The sequence below is a fragment of the Candidatus Omnitrophota bacterium genome (genome assembly GCA_041649175.1).
Taxonomy (GTDB): Bacteria; Omnitrophota; Gorgyraeia; order Zapsychrales; family JBAZNR01; genus JBAZNR01.
Map to the genome: position 1 here is coordinate 1025477 of JBAZNR010000001.1, position 18668 is coordinate 1044144.

Consider the following 18668-nt stretch of genomic DNA (forward strand, 5'->3'; position numbering starts at 1 on the left):
CATGGACAAACGTATTAAAAAGATCAAAGTTCTAGCTTTGGACGTGGACGGTATTCTAACCGATGGGCGTATCATTTTCGATAGCCGGGGCACAGAAACAAAATTCTTTGATGTTCAAGACGGGTTTGGTTTAGTTTTATTCAAAAGGCTAGGGTATAAAACAGCCATTATCACGGCGCGCGCGTCAAAGGTTGTTGCACTTCGCGCTAAAGATTTGAATATTGATAAAGTTTATCAGGATGCGTATCCGAAAATGGATGCGTATAAAAAAATGTTGCGTCACTTTGGCGTAAAAGATAATCAAGTTTGTTTTGTCGGGGACGACCTGCCGGATCTGCCGGTTTTAAAAAAAGTTGGTTTTGCGGTCACTGTTCCTAACGGCGTTGCGGAAGTAAAAAAGGCAGCGCATTATGTTACGAAAAAATCCGGCGGCAAAGGAGCTGTTCGGGAAGTGATCGAGTTGATCCTGAAAACTCAAGGCCGATGGCCGGATGTTTTAAAGCGGTATCAATCATGACGAAAAAAATCCTTGTCACGTTTTTCATTTTTCTTCTAAGCGGCATGATCATTCATGCGGAAGAAACTCCTCAGCAATTTGAAGGATTTGATCTGGTCGGCTATTCCGAAGGCAACAAAAAGGCCTGGGATATTAAAGGCGATACGGCGGATATGATCGGCAGCATGATCAAGTTGACGAATATCGTTGCCAATGCTTATGGGGATGAGCAGATGCATTTAACAGCTCAAAGGGGAAATTTGGATAGGGTGAGCGGCCAAATGCATTTGGAAGATGATGTCGTGATCACCACCGAAGGCGGCGCTAAGATGACAACGGATTCTTTGGACTGGCACCGGGATAAAGATTTGGTGAAGACGAAAGATGACGTTGTTTTAACGCAGGAAGGAATGACGGCGACGGGCACGGGCGTTGAAGGGCATCCTGGTTTGAAGACAGCTCAGATGGAAAAGGATGTTACGGTAACAGTTAACACCGAGCCCAAAGGCGCCGGACGGACGATCACCATCACCTGTGATGGGCCGTTGGAAATTGAATACGAAAGCCAGAAGGCTGTCTTTAATAATAATGTCGTTGCCATTGATGCGGGCCGCAAATTAATGGCGGACAAAATCGAATTATTCTTTGATAATGTTTCAAGACAGATCAAAGAAATGATTTGTACCGGGAATGTTTCCATTATTCAGGGAGAAAATACGACGTATTCCGAGAAAGCTATTTATAACGCGCAGCAGCAAAAGCTGACCTTAGTGGGCCAGCCGAAACTTATTTTATTTACTGAAGGAGAAGGTTTCGGCGATATGCTGGGCGGCGAGGGAACAAAGGATATTCTTCCCGGACAGGAATCTGATGTATCTTCTGGAAACTAAAAATTTAGTTAAAACATACGGCGGACGCCGGGTTGTTGACGGGCTTAGCATTACGGTACGCCGCTCTGAGATCGTCGGGCTTTTAGGGCCCAATGGCGCCGGAAAGACAACAACCTTTTATATGGCTGTCGGGATCATTACGCCCGATGAAGGGCAGATCATTTTTGACCAGGCGGATATTACCAAAAAAGCAATTCACGAACGATGTCATTTAGGGATAGGTTATTTGGCGCAGGAACCATCTGTCTTTCGCAAGCTAACGGTTAAAGAAAATATCATGGCCATTTTAGAAACGCTCAACATCAGCCCTCGCGAGCGCAAGAAAAGATTAGAAGCGCTTTTAGAAGAACTGAATATCGCGCATCTTGCCAATAGCAAGGCGTACACGCTTTCCGGCGGAGAAAGACGGCGCTTGGAGATCACGCGTGCTTTAGTGACCAATCCGTCATTTATCCTGTTGGATGAGCCTTTTTCCGGCATTGATCCGATCGTGGTGGCGGAAGCGCAAGAGATCATCCGGGAATTAAAGAACAAGGGGCTGGGGATTCTTTTGACGGACCATAATGTGCGGGAAACACTTTCCATCACGGATCGTGCATATTTGATCGCCGATGGAAAAGTTTTAATTTCAGGGACAGCGGAACAATTGATCAATGATCCGGGTGCCAGAAAGATCTATTTAGGCGAAAAATTTACGATGTAAATTTTTCGCCCGGAAGTTATTTTATTCAACAACATCAAACAGAAGGGTAGATATTTAAAATGAAAGTCGAAGTAAAGAAGATTGACGCGACCAGACGCGAATTAAAGTTCCAAATTTCTAAAGATCGTGTTTCAAAAAAACTCGAAGAAATTTATGTGGATATCGGCAAAGAAGCCAAGATCAAAGGCTTTCGCCCGGGAAAAGCTCCTCGTCATTTGATCGAATCTAATTATAGCAAGCTGGCCCAAGAAGAAACTTTAAAAAAGATCATCCCCGAGGTTTATCGTGAAGCGGTTGAAAACGAAAAGCTTGCCCCTATTGATCTTCCGGAGATCGAAGATGTTTCTTTTAAAGACGGGACCGTTTCTTTTACGGCAAAATTAGATATTAAGCCTGATGTAAAGATCAAAGATTATAAGGGTATTCCTATTCAAAAGAAAAGTTCCGCCGTGACCGAAGAAGAGATCGCTAAAACTTTTGAATTCTTTAAAAAAGGGCAAGGCAAAGAAAAAGAGCTAACCATTGATGATGAGTTTGCGCGGGGCTTAGGCTACGTTGGCCTTGACGATTTTAAAAATTCTTTAAAACGCCAAATGGAAGTTGATAAAGACCGGCAAAACCGTTTGGATGTAGAAAATCAAGTCGTTGAATATTTGCTAAAAAACGCGCAGCTTTCTGTTCCCCAAACTGCCGTCAAAAAACAAGTTGATTACCGCCTTTCGGAAAACCGGCGCCATTTTGAACAGCATGGCCAGAAAAAAGAAGACATCGACAAAAAGCTTGACGAGATGCGTAAGGATCTAGAAGCGGTATCTGAAAAAGATGTTAAGGTATACTTCATCCTTGATAAGATCGCCGAACTGGAGAATATTTCAGTTACGGAAAATGAAAATGCTTTTCATAAAGTCATGGGATTTTTACTTAAAGAAGCCAAGTGGGAAGGAGAAAAATAATGGATGAAAAAATGCAAATGTTAGTTCCTATTGTGGTGGAAAAAAGCGGGCACGGCGAACGCGCGTATGATATTTATTCTCGATTGCTCAAAGACAGAATTGTTTTTATCGGAACGGCCATTGACGATGTTGTCGCTAATTTGATCATTGCTCAACTGCTTTTCTTGCAGTCGGAAGACGCAACAAAAGATATCAATGTTTACATTAATTCTCCGGGCGGATCGGTGACGGCAGGCTTGGCTATCTATGATACGATGCAATTTGTAAAACCCGATGTTTGTACGTATTGTATGGGGCAAGCCGCCAGTATGGGCGCGGTTTTGCTAACAGCCGGAACAAAAGGAAAGCGCTATGCTTTACCGTATTCGCGTATGATGATCCATCAGCCCTGGGGCGGCGTTCAGGGTGCGGCGAGTGATATTTCTATTCAAGCCCAAGAGATCATGCGGCTTAAAGAGGATCTTAATTCGATCTTAGCAAAACATACCGGACAGTCTTTGGACAAGGTCAAGAAAGATTCCGACCGAGATTATTTTATGTCGTCGCAGGAAGCCAAAGCGTATGGTCTTATCGACGAAGTGATCATCAATCCAAAGAAAGCATAAACTCAAAATAATTGATTGAAAGAAAGGAATTTTTAGAAATGAAACGCAATCTTCTCTTGACCCCGGGCCCCACACAACTTCCTCCTCAGGTTTGCGAAGCATTAGGAAAACCGATCATTCATCATCGCACGCCGCAGTTCCAAAGTATCCTAAAGGAGGCAACGGAAGGGCTTAAATATATTTTTCAAACCCAAAATGATGTTTTTATTTTAACATCGTCGGGAACAGGGGCTATGGAAGCGGCGGTTTGTAATTTACTTTCGATCGGCGATAAAGCCATTACCGTAGAAGCCGGAAAATTCGGCGAACGCTGGACCGAGCTTTGCAAGGTTTATGGCGTTGACGCAAAAGTCATGAAAGTCGAGTGGGGTAAGGCTGTTTCGGCTAAGGAAATTGAAAAGGTTTTATCTGAAAATAAAGACATTAAAGCGGTTTTTGTCACGTTATGCGAAACATCAACCGCCGCCGCGACCGATATCAAAGCGCTTGGGGAAGTTGTGAAGAAAACCGGCGCGGTTTTAGTGGTTGATGCTATCAGCGGACTTGGCGTTACCGATTTGCAGACAGATAATTGGTCAGTGGATGTTGTGGTGACCGGTTCGCAAAAAGGATTGATGCTTCCGCCGGGCTTGGCGTTTATCAGCGTGAGCAAAAAGGCTTGGGAGTTGATCGAAAAATCTAAGACACCAAAGTATTATTTCAGTTTAAAGAAAGCTAAAAAAGCCTGGGATCAAACCGATACGCCGTTTACGCCGGCCATTGGCATCATCATCGCTTTAAATGAAAGTTTAAAGTTGATGCGCGGTGTTGGCATCGAAAAGTTATTCGTTTATTATGCGAAAATGGCAAAAGCCGCCCGCGAAGCCGCTAAGGCATTGGGCTTAACGATTTTTCCGGATGAATCTTGTGTGTCCAGTGTTGTGACCGCTGTTAATATTCCGTCCGGTATCGATGGGAAAAAGCTGGTCAAGCAAATGCGCGATACCCATGGCATTACGGTTGCCGGAGGCCAAGCGGAGTTGGAGGGAAAGATTTTTCGCATCTCCCATATGGGCTGCGTGGACGAATATGATGTCTTAAGCGGGATCTCGTGCTTGGAGAAAGTCTTAAAAGAAATGGGCTATAAATTTGAATTAGGAGCCGGCGTTGCGGCGGCACAAAAGGTATTAAATTCTTAAAAAGAAAATTAAAAAACTTTAGGAGCATGAAATGAAAATCCTTATTAGCGATAAGCTAGCCGATGAAGGCGTTAATATTCTAAAAGATGTCAAAGAATTCCAGGTTGACTGCAAATACGGGATCAAGCCCGACGAGCTTAAAGCGATCATCAAAGATTATGACGCGCTGATCATCCGAAGCGGAACGACTGTAACGGCGGATATCATCAGCGCGGCCGATAAATTGAAATTTATCGGCCGCGCCGGTGTCGGCGTGGACAATATCGATTTGGTGGCCGCCACCAAAAAAGGCATTGTGGCGATGAATACGCCCGGCGGAAATACGACATCAACCGCCGAGCATGCGATGAGCTTGATCTTATCATTATCCCGCAATATCCCTCAAGCATATGCGTCGATGAAAAGCGGGAAATGGGAACGCAATAAGTTCAACGGTGTTGAGCTTTACGGAAAAACATTAGGGATCGTCGGTTTGGGGCGCATCGGCTCAACAGTTTCACGTATGGCCAAAGGATTCGGGATGAAGATCATTGCGTATGATCCTTTTATCTCCATGGAAGTTGCCAAAAAAATGGAGATCGAAGTTGTGGAATTAAACGATTTGATCAAGCGAGCCGATTATATTACGATCCATACACCCAAAAGCACGGAAACAAAACATCTTATTTCCGATGCGCAATTTGCCATGATGAAAAAAGGCGTGCGCATTATCAATTGTGCCCGCGGCGGTATTGTGGACGAAGCGGCTTTGGCGCGCGCGTTAGAAGCGGGCAAGATCGCCGGCTGTGCTTTGGACGTTTATGAAAAAGAACCGCCCGACCCCAATTTGCCGTTATTTAAATTTGACAATTGTGTTGTGACGCCGCATTTAGGCGCATCAACATCCGAAGCTCAGGTCAATGTGGCCGTAGAGATCGCCGAAACCGTTCGGGATGCTTTATTAGGCAAGGGAATTGTCAATGCCGCGAATTTTCCGTCAGTTGACGCGCAATCCTATAAAGTTTTAGAGCCGTATATTAATCTGGCACAGCGTATGGGAAAGTTTGCCGGCCAGCTTATTAACGGGCGCATCAATGAAGTCAAAGTTACTTATGCCGGAGAAATGACAAAATATAAAAATGCTCCGGTCACGATGTCTTTGGTTTATGGGCTTTTGTGGCCGATCTTAGAGGAGACGGTTAATTTTGTGAACGCCATTGATGTGGCTCGCGAACGTGCTATTAAAGTCGAAGAAACTCAATCTCACAGCGAAGAAGAATTCGTTAATCTGATCAAAATGGAAGTGGTGACCGATAAAGAAACATTCAGCCTTTGGGGAACTTTATCTGGCAATATGCAACCGCGCATTGTTAAGGTGAATAATATTTACGTTGAGGCGACTCCCAACGGGTATATGCTTTTTATTAATAATAGTGACCGTCCCGGCATCGTCGGTGCCGTTGGAACGATCCTGGCCCAAGACAGCATTAATATTGCCAGCATTACTTTTGGCCGGGAAAAACAAGGCGGGTTGGTCATTAGCGTTGTCAATGTGGACAGCGAAGTTTCCGAAAAAGTTTTAGATAAGCTGCGCAAAACAAAAGATATTTTGTTTGTTAAGCTGATCAAAGTTTAATGCTTTAAAAACAGTTTAAAACGGTTTTTAAAATGAATTTCTCTCCTTTTACTCAAACCGGGCTTATGGACGGGCGCAATCCGTGCGCACTGACGCTTTTATTTTTTTGGGTGTCGCTGCTCCTTCTTTTAGGATACAAGCAAAAACAAATTACGTTAGCGGGAATTCTTTTGTTGGCGTCTCTATGGGCGGGTTGTTTTGCCTCGGGCTTGGGCGCCTTAAAGGAACTTTATAGTTCAGCGGTGCTTTATGCGCTTTCAAAAACATTATATCTTTTGATGGGATTTTTAGCGCTTATCTTTGGCGCGATCAATGCCCATGATTGGATAAAAGCAAAAAAGAAAACACCTGAGGCAATGATCATCAAATCGCTTGTTTTGGGCGAAGGGCAAAAATTATTTTCAAAGAAGATCTTGCCGGCTGTTATTGCCAGCGGTTTTTTTGTATCATTCTTAGGGACAGTTGCCGTCGGACATTTCTATTTTCCGGTTATCTTTTATGTTTTAAATGCGCAAAATCAAATGGATAGCGCGTTTGTATATCTATTGGTCTACAGCCTTGCTTATCTTGTTCCGATAACGGTTATTTCGGCCTTGATCTTTATCATTCTTAAGCTGGAACGGATGATGGCAGTAGTTATGGCCCAGGCGCTTATCATTAGAAGTATTTTTGCCGCGTTATTTTTGGCTTTAGGATTAGGCTTAGTTGTTATTTTTAATTTTGTTTAAAAGACAAGGAGATCGTATGCGCCTAACAAAAATCATCATTGCCGCGTGTATTTTTTTAAGCGCTGGGCAAATGCTTTTTGCGCAAATTCCTGCTCCCGTCGCGGGACCGGGAATGGGAAAAGCCCGCTGTCAATCGGATATGGATTGCCAAAAAACTGATATGCGCGGGCTTTGTCAAAATCCCGGGCAAGCGAATTCGGCATGCGTTTTTCTGGAGACGGTTAAGGCGACTTTGTGTGTGGTTACTCCTAATGATTGCCGCACTTGCTTAACCGGGCCTGTGGTCAATCAGTTAAAAAACATTTTTCCGGCGCTAAGCGTCGAATATCTTCCCGCTGATAGCGAGCGTGCGGTTAAGATGATCAATGATGCCAAGATCGAATTGATGCCGGCATATATTTTATCGAAGGAAGTCGGGGAAGACCCTATTTTCGCGCAAATTGCAGAGTCTGTTGAGCTCGTCGGAGATTATTATTATGTAAAGCCGGCTGTTTCCGGAGTTTCGTATTTTTGGGGAAGAACACCAAAAGCCGATCAGCTGGACCTATTCATCTTTATCACCCACCCTGATACGGCAAGATTGCTTAAGGTTGGCAAGGAATTAATGGATCAGAAAAAAGAAGGCCTTCGTTTTCAAGTGCGTTTGGTTGGGTCAAAAAATCCGGAAACAAACGAGGTCGTCAGTCCTGCCGGCATACGCGAGTTAAATGAAAATAAAATTTATGCCTGCGTGGATCAATATTATCCCGAAAGATCCTGGGATTATTTAGCGTGCCGTGCTAATGATATTGGAAGCCTTTGGTGGGATGATTGTTTAAAGGGCGAACCGGCGGATACGGACAAGGTAAAGCAGTGCGCGCGCGGTAGCGAAGCTAACGCTCTTCTTGCGGAGAAGGTAAAATTTTCCGAAGAGCTGCAAGTTTCTTACGCGCCGCTTTTTTTGATGGACAATGTTGAGATCTTTGGCGCGAATGATAAAACAACTGCGCAAGAGTTAATGAAGACTTTAGAGAAAAAACCGGTTGCAAGCGAGGCAGCACAGAAAAGCGAATAACAGCTAAGGATTAACCTCAATTTTTTAAGGAAATTTCTATGAATATTGTGGTCGTTGGTGCTCAGTGGGGCGATGAAGGCAAGGGCAAACTTATCGATATCTTGTCGCGTGATAAAGATATTACCGTGCGTTATCAAGGCGGCAATAATGCCGGGCATACGGTTATCGTCGGAAAAGAACAGTATGTTTTTCATCTTTTACCGTCGGCAATTTTGCGCGATGAAAAAGTGTGCGTGATCGGAAACGGTGTTGTCATTGATCCTAAAGCCTTATTAGAGGAAACAGAAGGACTGGTTAAGCGCGGTGTCAAGATCAACAAAACAAAATTTAAGATCTCTGGCCACGCGCATGTGGTGATGCCGTATCATCGCATTCTAGATGGGCTTCGTGAGTCACTGCGCAAAAATAAAATAGGAACAACTGGCCGCGGCATCGGGCCTTGTTATGCCGATAAGGTTGCGCGTTGCGGTATTCGCATGGTTGATCTTTTAAATCCAGTTATTTTAAAAGCAAAATTAGAAGATAATTTGACCGAGAAAAATGAGATCTTTAAGCGGGTTTTCGGCCGTTCTGATTTTCGATTCAAAGAAATTTATGATGAATATCTCGATTATGGAAAAAAGCTTAAAGAATATATCTGTGACGCAGCTTTGTTTGTAAATCGGGAGATCGACAAAGGAAAAACCGTTCTTTTCGAAGGAGCTCAGGGAACCTTTCTGGATATCGATTTTGGAACGTATCCTTTTGTGACTTCATCCAATTCAACGAGCGGGGGTGTTTGTTCCGGAAGCGGTGTCGCGCCGACTAAGATCGGCAAGATCATTGCTGTCGTAAAGGCCTACACAACGCGCGTTGGTGAAGGGCCGTTTCCGACGGAGTTGTCCGAAGGTTTGGAGTCGGATATTCGAGCGCGCGGAAAAGAATTTGGGGCGACAACAGGGCGTCCAAGGCGTTGCGGATGGTTTGACAGCGTTTTAGTAAGATATGCGGTGGCCATTAACGGATTTTCAGAGTTAGCCATTATGAAGCTGGATGTCTTGGACCATCTTAAGAAAATCAAGATCTGTACCGGTTATCGATATAAGGGAAAGATCCACCGGGATTTTCCTCTTGATTTTGAAGTTTTAAGCAAAGCTAAACCGGTTTATGAAGAAGTTGATGGCTGGCAAACTCCGGTTACCAATATTCGAAGTTACAGCAAGCTTCCCTTAAATGCCAGGCGTTATTTAGAACGGCTTGAGGACCTTTTGGGCGTTAAAATTAAGTGTATTTCGGTTGGGTCAAAGCGAGATGAGATCATTAATCGGTAATAAGCCAACTTATCGTAACTCGTTGTGTTGCTTAGAGAAAAATCTTGACTTTAATTTTGGCTTATGTTAATTTGGGGTACTGAAAAAGGAGGATGGAATGTTTAAGTTTAAAGGAATTATTTCGATACTAGCGGTTGCCATTTTGGTGGGTTCAATGTTGGCGGGGTGTACGGTCATTGTTCAAAAAGGACGCCGTACGGATGTTGAAAAGATCTCACAGTTAAAAAATGAATTAAGTGAATTAGAAAGAGCAAAAGCCGAGCTGGAAGATAGGCTCAGAAAAGAAATCGCCGATAAACAAGTGTCGGTCGATATGATGGAGCGAGGCTTGGTCATCACATTTGTGGCAGAAGTTTTGTTTGATTCCGGAAAAGCAAAATTAAAACCGGAATCATTAGCGGCACTAGAGAAGGTTTCGGATGTTTTGAAAACGACTGTCCGCGATCTTAAAGTCGGTGTCGAAGGGCATACGGACAATATTCCGATCAAATACTCAGGTTGGAAATCAAACTGGGAATTATCGGCAGCGCGCGCGATGAGCGTTCTTCACTTTTTAGCGGATAGCCAAGGTATTGAGCCTATGCGGCTTTCAGCGACGGGATTTGGTGAATATCACCCCGTAGCTTCTAATGATACTGTTGAAGGACGGCAAAAAAATCGCCGTGTAGAAATTGTGATTTTGCCGAACGCAACAAAAAAGTCGGCTGATGAAAATTCTTCAAACGAGAACTTAAAATAATTTAAGTTTTTGGCGGGATGATGATGAAAAATAAAGCTTTGGTTTTAGGCGTCTTCTTGCTTTTTATTTCCTTGTTGATCTTTGTTTTTTCAGGGAAAACTGTTGATAAAAGCAAAAAAGAACTTAATCAAGAACGCTATAGCCGCATGGTCGCGGAAGAGTCATTAGAAAAGGCCATGTCAAAGTTGCGAGCCATTGAGTCAGAAGCAGCCAATACAAAAGAAAAGGTCCAAAGCACGCAAGTTGTTTTAAATGAAGAGCGGGCAAAGATCTCTGGGCTTCAAAGCGAATTAGAAAAAATGGCGGTTTTAAACGAGAAATTGCAAAAGCAATTAAATGAGGCACTGACCGCCTCGGATCAAGCGCAGCAACCCCCAGCTCAAACGCCTTAAAGAGCGTATGTTCGATCGTATGATGAATTGTTGATTTTCTGACAAAGTGATTGATGTAAAATGGGGGATTAAACGATCCCCCATTTTACTTAGGAAAGAATATAGAATAAGTCATTTTTGAAAGGAAAAGTTACTAGTCGATACGCGTTAGAAAAATATCGGACACAAGAAAAAGCCAAGAGGGGGACAAACATGGCCACAAAAAAGACGGTGGTTAGTAAAAAGGTAAAAGCGGCTGACAGGGTAGTCAGAAAAAAAGTTGTAGCAAAGATTGTTGAGAAAAAGCTGCTTAAGTTAAAGAAGGTTTCAGTGGGTTTGGTTGACCGTAAGCCGGCTCGCCTCAGGGCAAAGATCGCTTCGCTTAATTCATCGCAACAAAAAGTTTCCGGAACAAAGTTTTACACCGGTGTTGGCCTCAAGACAGAAACAGTTCCGCAATTTTCTACCGAACTACCTCAAAAATACTACGAAGACAAAATCGTTGTTCAGGTGCGTGACCCCTGGTGGTTGCATAGCTATTGGGAAGTGCAAGATTCGACCGTCAATGATATCCGTCGCCGCTTTGGCAATGATTTTCATGGAGCGCGGTTAGTTCTAAGAGTCTATGACATTAGCTACATTATTTTTAACGGAACTAATGCGCACCGTTTCTTTGACATTGATGTTAATTTAGAATCCGGAAGCTGGTACGTTGACATCGCGGAGCCAGGACGTTCTTGGTGCATTGATATTGGTTTTCTGCTTAAAAACGGCACATTTATCATGATCGCCCGATCAAATGTTGTCACGACTCCTCTAGACGGCCCGTCTTGGGTCATGGATGAAGAATGGATGATCCCCGATGAGATGTTCGCCCGGCTTTATGGTCTAGGATTTGGGTTCGGTCCGAATTCTCCTACCGGAAAAGGTTGGCTGGAACGCTTAAAGCTTCCTATGGGTTCTCCGGGATTATTTTCAATCAGCAGTCCTCGCCGATTTAAAACAGAAGGGAAAAAGCCGTTTTGGCTTGTTGTTAATACAGAGCTTATCGTGTATGGAGCGACTGAGCCGGACGCGCGCGTTACTGTCTGCGGGAAAGATTTAAAGCTTAACCCAGATGGAACATTTTCTCTTCGTTTTGCATTGCCTGACGGGAAACAGACAATCCCCGTTGAAGCCTGGTCTAATGACGGCACAGACCACCGTTGTATTACTCCCATCGTTTCAAAAGAGACCCGTTAAGATAACGGCATTTTTTCCTGGTTTTAGACTTAAGCCAGTTGTGGGCGATAGACATTCATCAAACGCATAGGGAGACTTTTATGGAAAAAGGGTATTTCAGCTTAGTTTTGCATGGGCATTTGCCTTATGTTCGGCATCCAGAACACGAAAACTTTTTGGAAGAAAGTTGGTTTTACGAAGCGATCACGGAAACGTATGTTCCGCTGATCTTGATCTTTGAAAAATTGATCGCAGATAAAGTTAAATTTCGTTTAACTATGACGTTAAGCCCAACGCTTTTGTCGATGTTCTGCGACTCTTTGTTGCAAGAGCGGTATCTTAAGCATATCGGAAAATTGATCGAGCTTGCCCACAAGGAAGTTGAGCGTACGCGTTGGCAGCCGGAATTCCACGATCTCGCTAATATGTATTTGCATGACTTTATCGAGTCGCGCGATACGTTTTTGCGTTACGGAAAAAATCTAGCGATGGCGTTTAAGAGTTTTCAGGATCAAGGGCGTCTGGAGATCATTACCTGCGGAGCGACACACGGATTTTTGCCCTTGATGGATACGTGTCCTGAATCTGTGCGCGCGCAAGTTCGAGTAGCGGCAGACCATTATAAAAGTATTTTAGGGCGCGCGCCCCAGGGGATATGGCTTCCGGAATGTGCTTATCAACCCGGCCAAGATGTTATTTTAAAGGAAAATGGGATCAAGTACTTTTTATCCGATGCGCATGGGATCTTACATGGAACACCTCGTCCCAAATACGGAAATTTTGCTCCCGTTTATTGCAAGTCTGGCGTCGCGTGCTTCGCGCGTGATCTGGAATCTTCCAAACAAGTTTGGTCTTCCATTGAAGGTTATCCGGGAGATTATTTGTACCGGGATTTTTACCGCGATGTTGGATTTGACCTAGAATTTGAATATATCAAGCCCTATATCCATCCGGACGGAATTCGTATCAACACGGGTATTAAATATCACCGTATTACCGGTCCGACCAATGAGAAACAGGTTTATTTAAGAAAAGCGGCTCTGGATAAGGCCGCTGATCATGCCGGGAATTTCCTTTTTAACCGGCAAAAACAAGTTGAATATCTATATGATCTTCTCGGGAAAAAGCCTATTCTGGTCTCTCCGTATGACGCGGAACTTTACGGACATTGGTGGTTTGAAGGCCCGCAGTGGCTGGATTTTCTTATTCGCAAAATTCATTTTGACCAGGATACGCTGCGCATGGTAACGCCTTCAGAATATTTGGCGGAAAATCCGCGCAACCAGGTCGTAACTCCGTCGATGTCGAGCTGGGGCTACAAAGGTTATAGCGAAGTTTGGCTTCAGGGAACGAACGATTGGATCTATCGGCACTTGCATAAAGCATCACAACGCATGACAGAGTTGGCAAAGACGTATAGCAAAAATGGCACCGATGACCTGACAAAACGCGCCTTAAATCAAGCCTTGCGCGAACTGTTATTAGCGCAAAGTTCCGATTGGGCTTTTATTATGGCGACCGGAACGCATGTGGAATATGCCGTCAAACGCACCAAAGAACATTTGTTGCGTTTTACCAATATTTACGAAAGTGTCAAGGCTCATCGTGTTGATCCGATGTGGTTAAGCGACATCGAATATAAAGATAATATATTTCCAGAGATCGATTATCGAGTTCATCAGTAATGCCTGAAAATAATTTACCGATACACGTTGCCATCATTATGGACGGCAACGGCCGCTGGGCGAAGAAAAGAAATTTACCGAGAACCAGCGGGCATTTAGAAGGTGTCAAAAGAGTTGAAGAGATCACGCAAGTTGCCAATAACTTAGGCATCAAAGTCTTAACGCTGTATACGTTCTCGACAGAAAATTGGACGCGCCCGCAAGACGAAGTCTCGATGCTGATGCGCACGCTTATTTCAGCTTTAAACCGAAAAGTGGACGATCTAAATAAAGGCAATATTAAGTTGTCATGGATCGGAAAACAAGACGGTATTCCGGAAGAGGTCTTTAAGACCATTGAGCGTGCGATGGAGCTGACGAAGAAAAATACGGGGCTGATATTAAATCTTGCGTTTAATTATGGCAGCCGCGTCGAGATCCTTAACGCGGTTAAAGCGGTTGCGGCGCGCGTTAAAGAAAATGATCTGGCGGCCGCGCAGATCACGGAAGATATTTTTAGCCGGGAACTCTATACGAAAAACTTACCTGATCCCGATCTATTGATCCGGACTTCAGGGGAAAAACGTATCAGCAATTTTTTATTATGGCAGTTGTCTTACGCGGAATTTTATTTCACCGAAACACTTTGGCCGGATTTTAACGAGGCAGAATTCAAAAAAGCCTTGGATGATTTCAAAAACCGGGAACGCCGTTACGGAAACGTTCCTACAAATTAAATAAAAATGGTCATTAATCGAACGATCAGCGCAGTACTTCTTATTGTATTAGCCGCATTAGCGGTTGTTGTTGATTGGGTTTTTATCAGCGTGATCGTTTTTTTAACGGTCGGCGGCCTCTACGAATTCTTTTATCTGATCAAAAAGAAGGGAATTCCCATTTATAGCTATGTGGGAACATTCATAGGCGCCATGATCCCGCTTTCGATCTATACGCGTTTTGAACTTACAAAGAATTGGGAATTACTGTTTACGGTTTTGGCATTTTTGATCATTCTTTTTATGCAATTTACTCGGCATGATAATAGCAATGCGATCGCCGGGATTTCGACAACACTTTTCGGAGTTCTGTATATTTCTTGGTTCTTTAGTTTTTTGATCAAGATCAGATTCCTTTTGCCCGATATAGAAGGCGTTAAACTTTTGGCCTTTCTTATTTTGGTGACAAAGTCCGGTGATATCGGAGCTTATTTGATCGGCAACCGTTTTGGAAAACATCCGCTGTTGCCGCGCATTAGTCCTAATAAATCCGTAGAAGGTTGTTTGGGTGGATTGGCCTTTAGTCTTTTATGCGCCTTTGCGGCGAAGCCGTTTTTGCCGGCCTCCATTCATTTTCCTATTTGGAATATTTTCTTTATGGGGGCATTTTTTGGCGGAGTCGGCCAGTTGGGCGATTTGTCCGAATCGCTGATCAAGCGTGACTGCAATGTGAAAGATTCCGGGAAGTTATTCCCGGGTATGGGCGGTATCTTAGACGTGATCGATAGTTTGCTTTTCTCGGCACCGGCTTTTTATCTTTATATGAGCGCAGCATTAAGCACTATTAAGGGATGAAATTAATAAGAGTTGCGATATTAGGGTCAACCGGATCTATCGGGATCAATGCGCTAAAGGTTATTGAACGGTTTCCCGAACGATTTAAAGTTACGGCGTTAACGGCATACAATAATTTTGGCTTACTGGAAAAGCAAGTAAGGAAATTTGCTCCTTCTCATGTTGCGGTCGGCTCTTCGGGGCGTAAGTATTTCAAGAAACATCTGAATCTTAAAAAAGTAAAACTTTATGATGCGGATGAACAAATCTCTGAGATTGCCGCGCTCAAGGAAGTGGATATTGTTGTTTTGGCCATACGAGGAAGCGCGGCGTTGCTGCCGTTTTTAAGTGCGGCGCAAGCCGGCAAAAGGATCGCGCCGGCCAATAAGGAAGCCTTAGTTATCGCGGGCGGCCTTATTGTCAAGGAAGTAAAAAAGTACGGCGCATCCATTATTCCGATTGACAGCGAACAAAGTGCTATTTTTCAGTGTTTGCAAGGGCGCGGTAAAAATGAATTAAAGAAAATTTATCTGACGGCATCCGGCGGCCCTTTGTGCGATATCAAGAAAAATCGATTTAGCCGATTATCTGTTAGGGAAGTTTTGCGTCATCCGCGCTGGAAAATGGGAAAAAAGATCACGGTTGATTCCGCTACGCTCATGAACAAAGGATTTGAAGTTTTGGAAGCGCGCTGGCTTTTTGATGTTGATGTGAAGAATATTGACGTTGTTGTTCATCCCGAGGCCGTTATTCATTCCATGGTTGAATTTAACGATGGGTCGATCTTAGCGCAGTTAGGGATCACGGATATGCGGCTTCCTATTCAATATGCTTTGACGTATCCAGATCGGCTTGCCAGCGGCCTTAAACAAATTGATTTTTTCAAATTAGCAAAGCTGACATTTAAAAAACCGGATCTTAATAAATTTCCAGCGCTGTCATTGGCATTTTACGCGGCGAAAAAAGGCGAGACTTATCCGTGCGCGCTTAATGCCGCTAATGAAGAAGCCGTCGACGCGTTTCTTAACGGTTATTTGAATTTTTCGAAGATATACGGCGTTGTGGAGAAAGTAGTTTTAGCTCATCGTCCGGTCAAAGATCCCGGTTTGCATGATATTAACTTGGCAGATCAATGGGCGCGGGATAAAGCGAGAACACTTATATTTAGCGGCCGTTCACAGGCAAGAAAAAATAGTTAAAAGGATCAATAAATGAGTATTTTGATTTTCCTTATTGTCTTAAGCATTTTGATCATTGTTCATGAGCTTGGACACTTTGCGACCGCGAAATCTTTGGGTGTGAAAGTTGAGCGGTTTGCTGTTGGTTTCGGGCCTAAGTTATTTTCCTTTATGTTTCACGGAACTGAGTTTGCTGTTTGCCTTATTCCTCTGGGCGGCTATGTGAAGATGTCCGGCGATGAGCGCAGCGAACATAAAGGAGAAGCTCACGAATATTATTCGAAACCACCCGGCCACAGAGCCTTGATCGTTTTGATGGGCCCGGTGGTCAACTATGTTTTAGCTCTGGTGTGTTTTTATTTTGTTTTTTTATTCGGATATCCTACGCTTTCGGCGAAAGTTGGGGAATTGATCAAAGATTATCCGGCACAAAGCGCGGGCCTTGAGGTCAATGACCAGATCCTTCGTATTAATAATAAAGAGATCAAGAGCTGGGAAGACCTGCAGCAGTATATTTCTACCTCTAAAGAATCCGAATTGAATTTTGTTTTCTTAAGAGACGGAAAAGAGAAACAGCTTGTTGTTAAGCCGAGTGTTGAAGAACTTACCAATATTTTCGGGCAGAAAGAGCGAATTCGTGTTGTCGGTATTCGCCCTCAGGAAGAGATCATCGTTCTTAAACATGGAGCGGGAGAATCGGTTGTAAAATCATTCGAGCGGTTAGGGGAAATTACGGTTACGACGTATAAAGCGCTATATCGGATCGCGACAGGTGCGATGTCGGCTAAGGATTCCATGACGGGGCCGATCGGGATTTTTTATATTATTAAAAAAGCCGCCGAAATGGGGCTGTCTTATCTTTTATATGTCATGGCGATCATTAGCGCGAGTTTAGCAATTTTTAATCTCTTGCCGTTGCCGGTTTTAGACGGCGGGCATCTTTTTTTGCTTGGTATCGAAAAGGTGCGCGGCAAACCTTTGTCAAATAAAGCGGACGAGGCATTAAGCCGTGTTGGGCTTAGCCTGATCCTTTGCTTGGCTGCTTTTGTCTTTTATAGTGACCTGATCCGCTATGGTTGGTTGGATAAAATTATGGGGCTATGGCGACACTTAGGATTATAAAAAAACGGGGGACACATGGCAGATATCATTAAGCGCAAGGTGCAAGAACATCTTATTTCTAAGACTGATTTTTTGTCCGTTAAAGATAAGCTCAATGAGGATCAGCTGCGCGTTTTTGTTTTAAACGCCATTAATGAAGTATGCAAAAAAGAGGAAATGATCCTTACCGAAGACGAGCGTGTTTTACTGATCCGGGAATTGGTAAGCGCTGTTATCAGTTTTGGCCCTTTGCGTCCTTTGATGGAAGATAATTCTATTTCAGAGATCATGGTGAACGGCCCGCGCAAAATCTATATTCAGCGAAAAGGGCACATCGGGTTGGCGGATGCTCGCTTTGACGATGACCGCCATCTTTTGCATACAATTCAAAAGATCTTGGCGATATCCGGTTCCGGGCGCCGCGTGGATGAGTCATCTCCGTATGTGGATTTTTCCTTAAGCGATGGTTCTCGGGTCAATATTATTTTGCCGCCGGTTTCTTTATCGGGCCCGGTCATAACGATCCGAAAGTTTTCATCAGAGATCTCAAAGATAGAAGATCTTTTAGACCGTCAAATGCTCAATAAACAGATGGCCGAATTCTTGGTTGCGTCCATTAAGGCAAAGCTCAACATCGTTTTTTGCGGGGCAACGGGAACAGGTAAAACGACGACATTAAATGTTCTATCGCGGTATATTTCCGAAGACGAACGTGTGATCACTATTGAAGATACTGCTGAGCTTCAGCTTTTGCAGGAACATGTGGTAAAATTACAGTCTAAGCCGACTAATATTGAAGGCAAGGGGGCGATCAGCATTCGGGATCTTTTTATCAATTCGCTTCGTATGCGCCCGGACAGAATTATTATTGGAGAAGTCCGCGGGTCAGAAGCGCTAGACCTTATTCAGGCGATCACCAGCGGGCACACGGGGTCACTCGCCATTGTTCACGCGGATTCTCCCCAGGACTGTTTTAATCGCATGGTAACGATGATCTTGATCTCCGGAATTCAGCTTAGCGTTGATGAGATCCGTAAACAAATCGCTTCGGCAGTTGATCTCTTTGTGCACACCGAATTATTTTTAGACGGAAAAAGAAGGATCACTCATATCACCGATACGCGTTATTTAGCCGGAGAAAATAAAGTTGTCCTGGAAGATGTTTTTCATTTTCGTCAGCAATCCATTGAATCCGACAATCGCATTATTGGTGATTGGGTGATGAACAAAAAGAAACCCTCTTTTTACGAGAAATTTGTTAAAAGAAATGTTAAACTTCCCGATGGGTTTTTCGAATAGGTGAGGAGCCTTA

The 18668-nt window shown here is 43.8% G+C and carries 19 protein-coding genes; all 19 read left to right on the forward strand.

The window, feature by feature from the left end; all coding sequences use genetic code 11:
• Position 1: 1 nt before the first annotated feature.
• The 19 genes from WC676_04240 to WC676_04330 all read left to right on the forward strand — a co-directional run bounded on the left by WC676_04240 (position 2) and on the right by WC676_04330 (position 18655).
• A complete protein-coding gene (locus WC676_04240) occupies positions 2 to 517 on the forward strand; it encodes an HAD hydrolase family protein (GenBank protein ID MFA5059815.1) in 516 nt (171 codons plus the stop codon).
• Positions 514 to 1386: an LPS export ABC transporter periplasmic protein LptC gene (lptC, locus tag WC676_04245; GenBank protein MFA5059816.1), complete on the forward strand. Its 873-nt coding sequence runs from the start codon at positions 514 to 516 to the stop codon at positions 1384 to 1386. Before WC676_04240 ends, lptC begins: the two co-directional genes overlap by 4 nt.
• A complete protein-coding gene (gene lptB, locus WC676_04250) occupies positions 1367 to 2089 on the forward strand; it encodes an LPS export ABC transporter ATP-binding protein (GenBank protein ID MFA5059817.1) in 723 nt (240 codons plus the stop codon). Before lptC ends, lptB begins: the two co-directional genes overlap by 20 nt.
• Before the next feature lie 59 nt (positions 2090 to 2148).
• The gene (locus WC676_04255) at positions 2149 to 3042 is read left to right on the forward strand and encodes a trigger factor (GenBank protein ID MFA5059818.1); all 894 of its coding nucleotides are present in this window, start codon (positions 2149 to 2151) and stop codon (positions 3040 to 3042) included.
• Positions 3042 to 3647 (forward strand): ATP-dependent Clp endopeptidase proteolytic subunit ClpP, encoded by a 606-nt coding sequence (gene clpP / locus WC676_04260; GenBank protein MFA5059819.1) that lies wholly within the window; start codon positions 3042 to 3044, stop codon positions 3645 to 3647. Before WC676_04255 ends, clpP begins: the two co-directional genes overlap by 1 nt.
• 38 nt (positions 3648 to 3685) lie before the next feature.
• Entirely contained in the window at positions 3686 to 4825 is a 1140-nt protein-coding gene (locus WC676_04265; GenBank protein MFA5059820.1) for an alanine--glyoxylate aminotransferase family protein, read from the forward strand.
• 31 nt (positions 4826 to 4856) lie between these two features.
• A complete protein-coding gene (serA, locus tag WC676_04270; protein MFA5059821.1) occupies positions 4857 to 6440 on the forward strand; it encodes a phosphoglycerate dehydrogenase in 1584 nt (527 codons plus the stop codon).
• Positions 6441 to 6472: 32 nt separating this feature from the next.
• A complete protein-coding gene (locus WC676_04275) occupies positions 6473 to 7168 on the forward strand; it encodes a hypothetical protein (GenBank protein MFA5059822.1) in 696 nt (231 codons plus the stop codon).
• Positions 7169 to 7184: 16 nt separating this feature from the next.
• Positions 7185 to 8222, forward strand: a complete 1038-nt coding sequence (locus WC676_04280) for a hypothetical protein (GenBank protein MFA5059823.1) — start codon at positions 7185 to 7187, stop codon at positions 8220 to 8222.
• 38 nt (positions 8223 to 8260) lie between these two features.
• The gene (locus WC676_04285; GenBank protein ID MFA5059824.1) at positions 8261 to 9532 is read left to right on the forward strand and encodes an adenylosuccinate synthase; all 1272 of its coding nucleotides are present in this window, start codon (positions 8261 to 8263) and stop codon (positions 9530 to 9532) included.
• Between the two features lie 97 nt (positions 9533 to 9629).
• Positions 9630 to 10271, forward strand: a complete 642-nt coding sequence (locus WC676_04290; protein MFA5059825.1) for an OmpA family protein — start codon at positions 9630 to 9632, stop codon at positions 10269 to 10271.
• A gap of 20 nt (positions 10272 to 10291) precedes the next feature.
• Positions 10292 to 10663, forward strand: a complete 372-nt coding sequence (locus tag WC676_04295) for a hypothetical protein (GenBank protein ID MFA5059826.1) — start codon at positions 10292 to 10294, stop codon at positions 10661 to 10663.
• Between the two features lie 192 nt (positions 10664 to 10855).
• On the forward strand, positions 10856 to 11884 hold the full coding sequence (locus WC676_04300) for a DUF4912 domain-containing protein (protein MFA5059827.1): 1029 nt from the start codon (positions 10856 to 10858) through the stop codon (positions 11882 to 11884).
• Positions 11885 to 11964: 80 nt separating this feature from the next.
• Positions 11965 to 13548, forward strand: coding sequence for a 1,4-alpha-glucan branching protein domain-containing protein (locus tag WC676_04305; GenBank protein ID MFA5059828.1), 1584 nt, complete (start codon positions 11965 to 11967; stop codon positions 13546 to 13548).
• On the forward strand, positions 13548 to 14264 hold the full coding sequence (locus WC676_04310; GenBank protein MFA5059829.1) for an isoprenyl transferase: 717 nt from the start codon (positions 13548 to 13550) through the stop codon (positions 14262 to 14264). Before WC676_04305 ends, WC676_04310 begins: the two co-directional genes overlap by 1 nt.
• 6 nt (positions 14265 to 14270) lie before the next feature.
• On the forward strand, positions 14271 to 15098 hold the full coding sequence (locus WC676_04315) for a phosphatidate cytidylyltransferase (GenBank protein MFA5059830.1): 828 nt from the start codon (positions 14271 to 14273) through the stop codon (positions 15096 to 15098).
• Complete coding sequence (locus tag WC676_04320; protein MFA5059831.1) at positions 15095 to 16276, forward strand: 1-deoxy-D-xylulose-5-phosphate reductoisomerase; 1182 nt, start codon at positions 15095 to 15097, stop codon at positions 16274 to 16276. The genes WC676_04315 and WC676_04320 overlap by 4 nt, the downstream gene beginning before the upstream one ends.
• Before the next feature lie 12 nt (positions 16277 to 16288).
• A complete protein-coding gene (gene rseP, locus WC676_04325; protein ID MFA5059832.1) occupies positions 16289 to 17377 on the forward strand; it encodes an RIP metalloprotease RseP in 1089 nt (362 codons plus the stop codon).
• 15 nt (positions 17378 to 17392) lie between these two features.
• A complete protein-coding gene (locus WC676_04330) occupies positions 17393 to 18655 on the forward strand; it encodes an ATPase, T2SS/T4P/T4SS family (GenBank protein MFA5059833.1) in 1263 nt (420 codons plus the stop codon).
• Positions 18656 to 18668 lie beyond the last annotated feature (13 nt).

Coding starts and splice junctions, on each gene's coding strand:
- WC676_04240 (MFA5059815.1), top strand. CDS start 2: ATGGACAAACGTATTAAAAAGATCAAAGTTCTAGCTTTGGACGTGGAC.
- WC676_04305 (MFA5059828.1), top strand. CDS start 11,965: ATGGAAAAAGGGTATTTCAGCTTAGTTTTGCATGGGCATTTGCCTTAT.
- WC676_04280 (MFA5059823.1), top strand. CDS start 7,185: ATGCGCCTAACAAAAATCATCATTGCCGCGTGTATTTTTTTAAGCGCT.
- WC676_04310 (MFA5059829.1), top strand. CDS start 13,548: ATGCCTGAAAATAATTTACCGATACACGTTGCCATCATTATGGACGGC.
- rseP (MFA5059832.1), top strand. CDS start 16,289: ATGAGTATTTTGATTTTCCTTATTGTCTTAAGCATTTTGATCATTGTT.
- WC676_04285 (MFA5059824.1), top strand. CDS start 8,261: ATGAATATTGTGGTCGTTGGTGCTCAGTGGGGCGATGAAGGCAAGGGC.
- WC676_04330 (MFA5059833.1), top strand. CDS start 17,393: ATGGCAGATATCATTAAGCGCAAGGTGCAAGAACATCTTATTTCTAAG.
- WC676_04295 (MFA5059826.1), top strand. CDS start 10,292: ATGATGAAAAATAAAGCTTTGGTTTTAGGCGTCTTCTTGCTTTTTATT.
- serA (MFA5059821.1), top strand. CDS start 4,857: ATGAAAATCCTTATTAGCGATAAGCTAGCCGATGAAGGCGTTAATATT.
- WC676_04275 (MFA5059822.1), top strand. CDS start 6,473: ATGAATTTCTCTCCTTTTACTCAAACCGGGCTTATGGACGGGCGCAAT.
- WC676_04255 (MFA5059818.1), top strand. CDS start 2,149: ATGAAAGTCGAAGTAAAGAAGATTGACGCGACCAGACGCGAATTAAAG.
- WC676_04315 (MFA5059830.1), top strand. CDS start 14,271: ATGGTCATTAATCGAACGATCAGCGCAGTACTTCTTATTGTATTAGCC.
- clpP (MFA5059819.1), top strand. CDS start 3,042: ATGGATGAAAAAATGCAAATGTTAGTTCCTATTGTGGTGGAAAAAAGC.
- WC676_04265 (MFA5059820.1), top strand. CDS start 3,686: ATGAAACGCAATCTTCTCTTGACCCCGGGCCCCACACAACTTCCTCCT.
- lptB (MFA5059817.1), top strand. CDS start 1,367: ATGTATCTTCTGGAAACTAAAAATTTAGTTAAAACATACGGCGGACGC.
- WC676_04290 (MFA5059825.1), top strand. CDS start 9,630: ATGTTTAAGTTTAAAGGAATTATTTCGATACTAGCGGTTGCCATTTTG.
- WC676_04320 (MFA5059831.1), top strand. CDS start 15,095: ATGAAATTAATAAGAGTTGCGATATTAGGGTCAACCGGATCTATCGGG.
- lptC (MFA5059816.1), top strand. CDS start 514: ATGACGAAAAAAATCCTTGTCACGTTTTTCATTTTTCTTCTAAGCGGC.
- WC676_04300 (MFA5059827.1), top strand. CDS start 10,856: ATGGCCACAAAAAAGACGGTGGTTAGTAAAAAGGTAAAAGCGGCTGAC.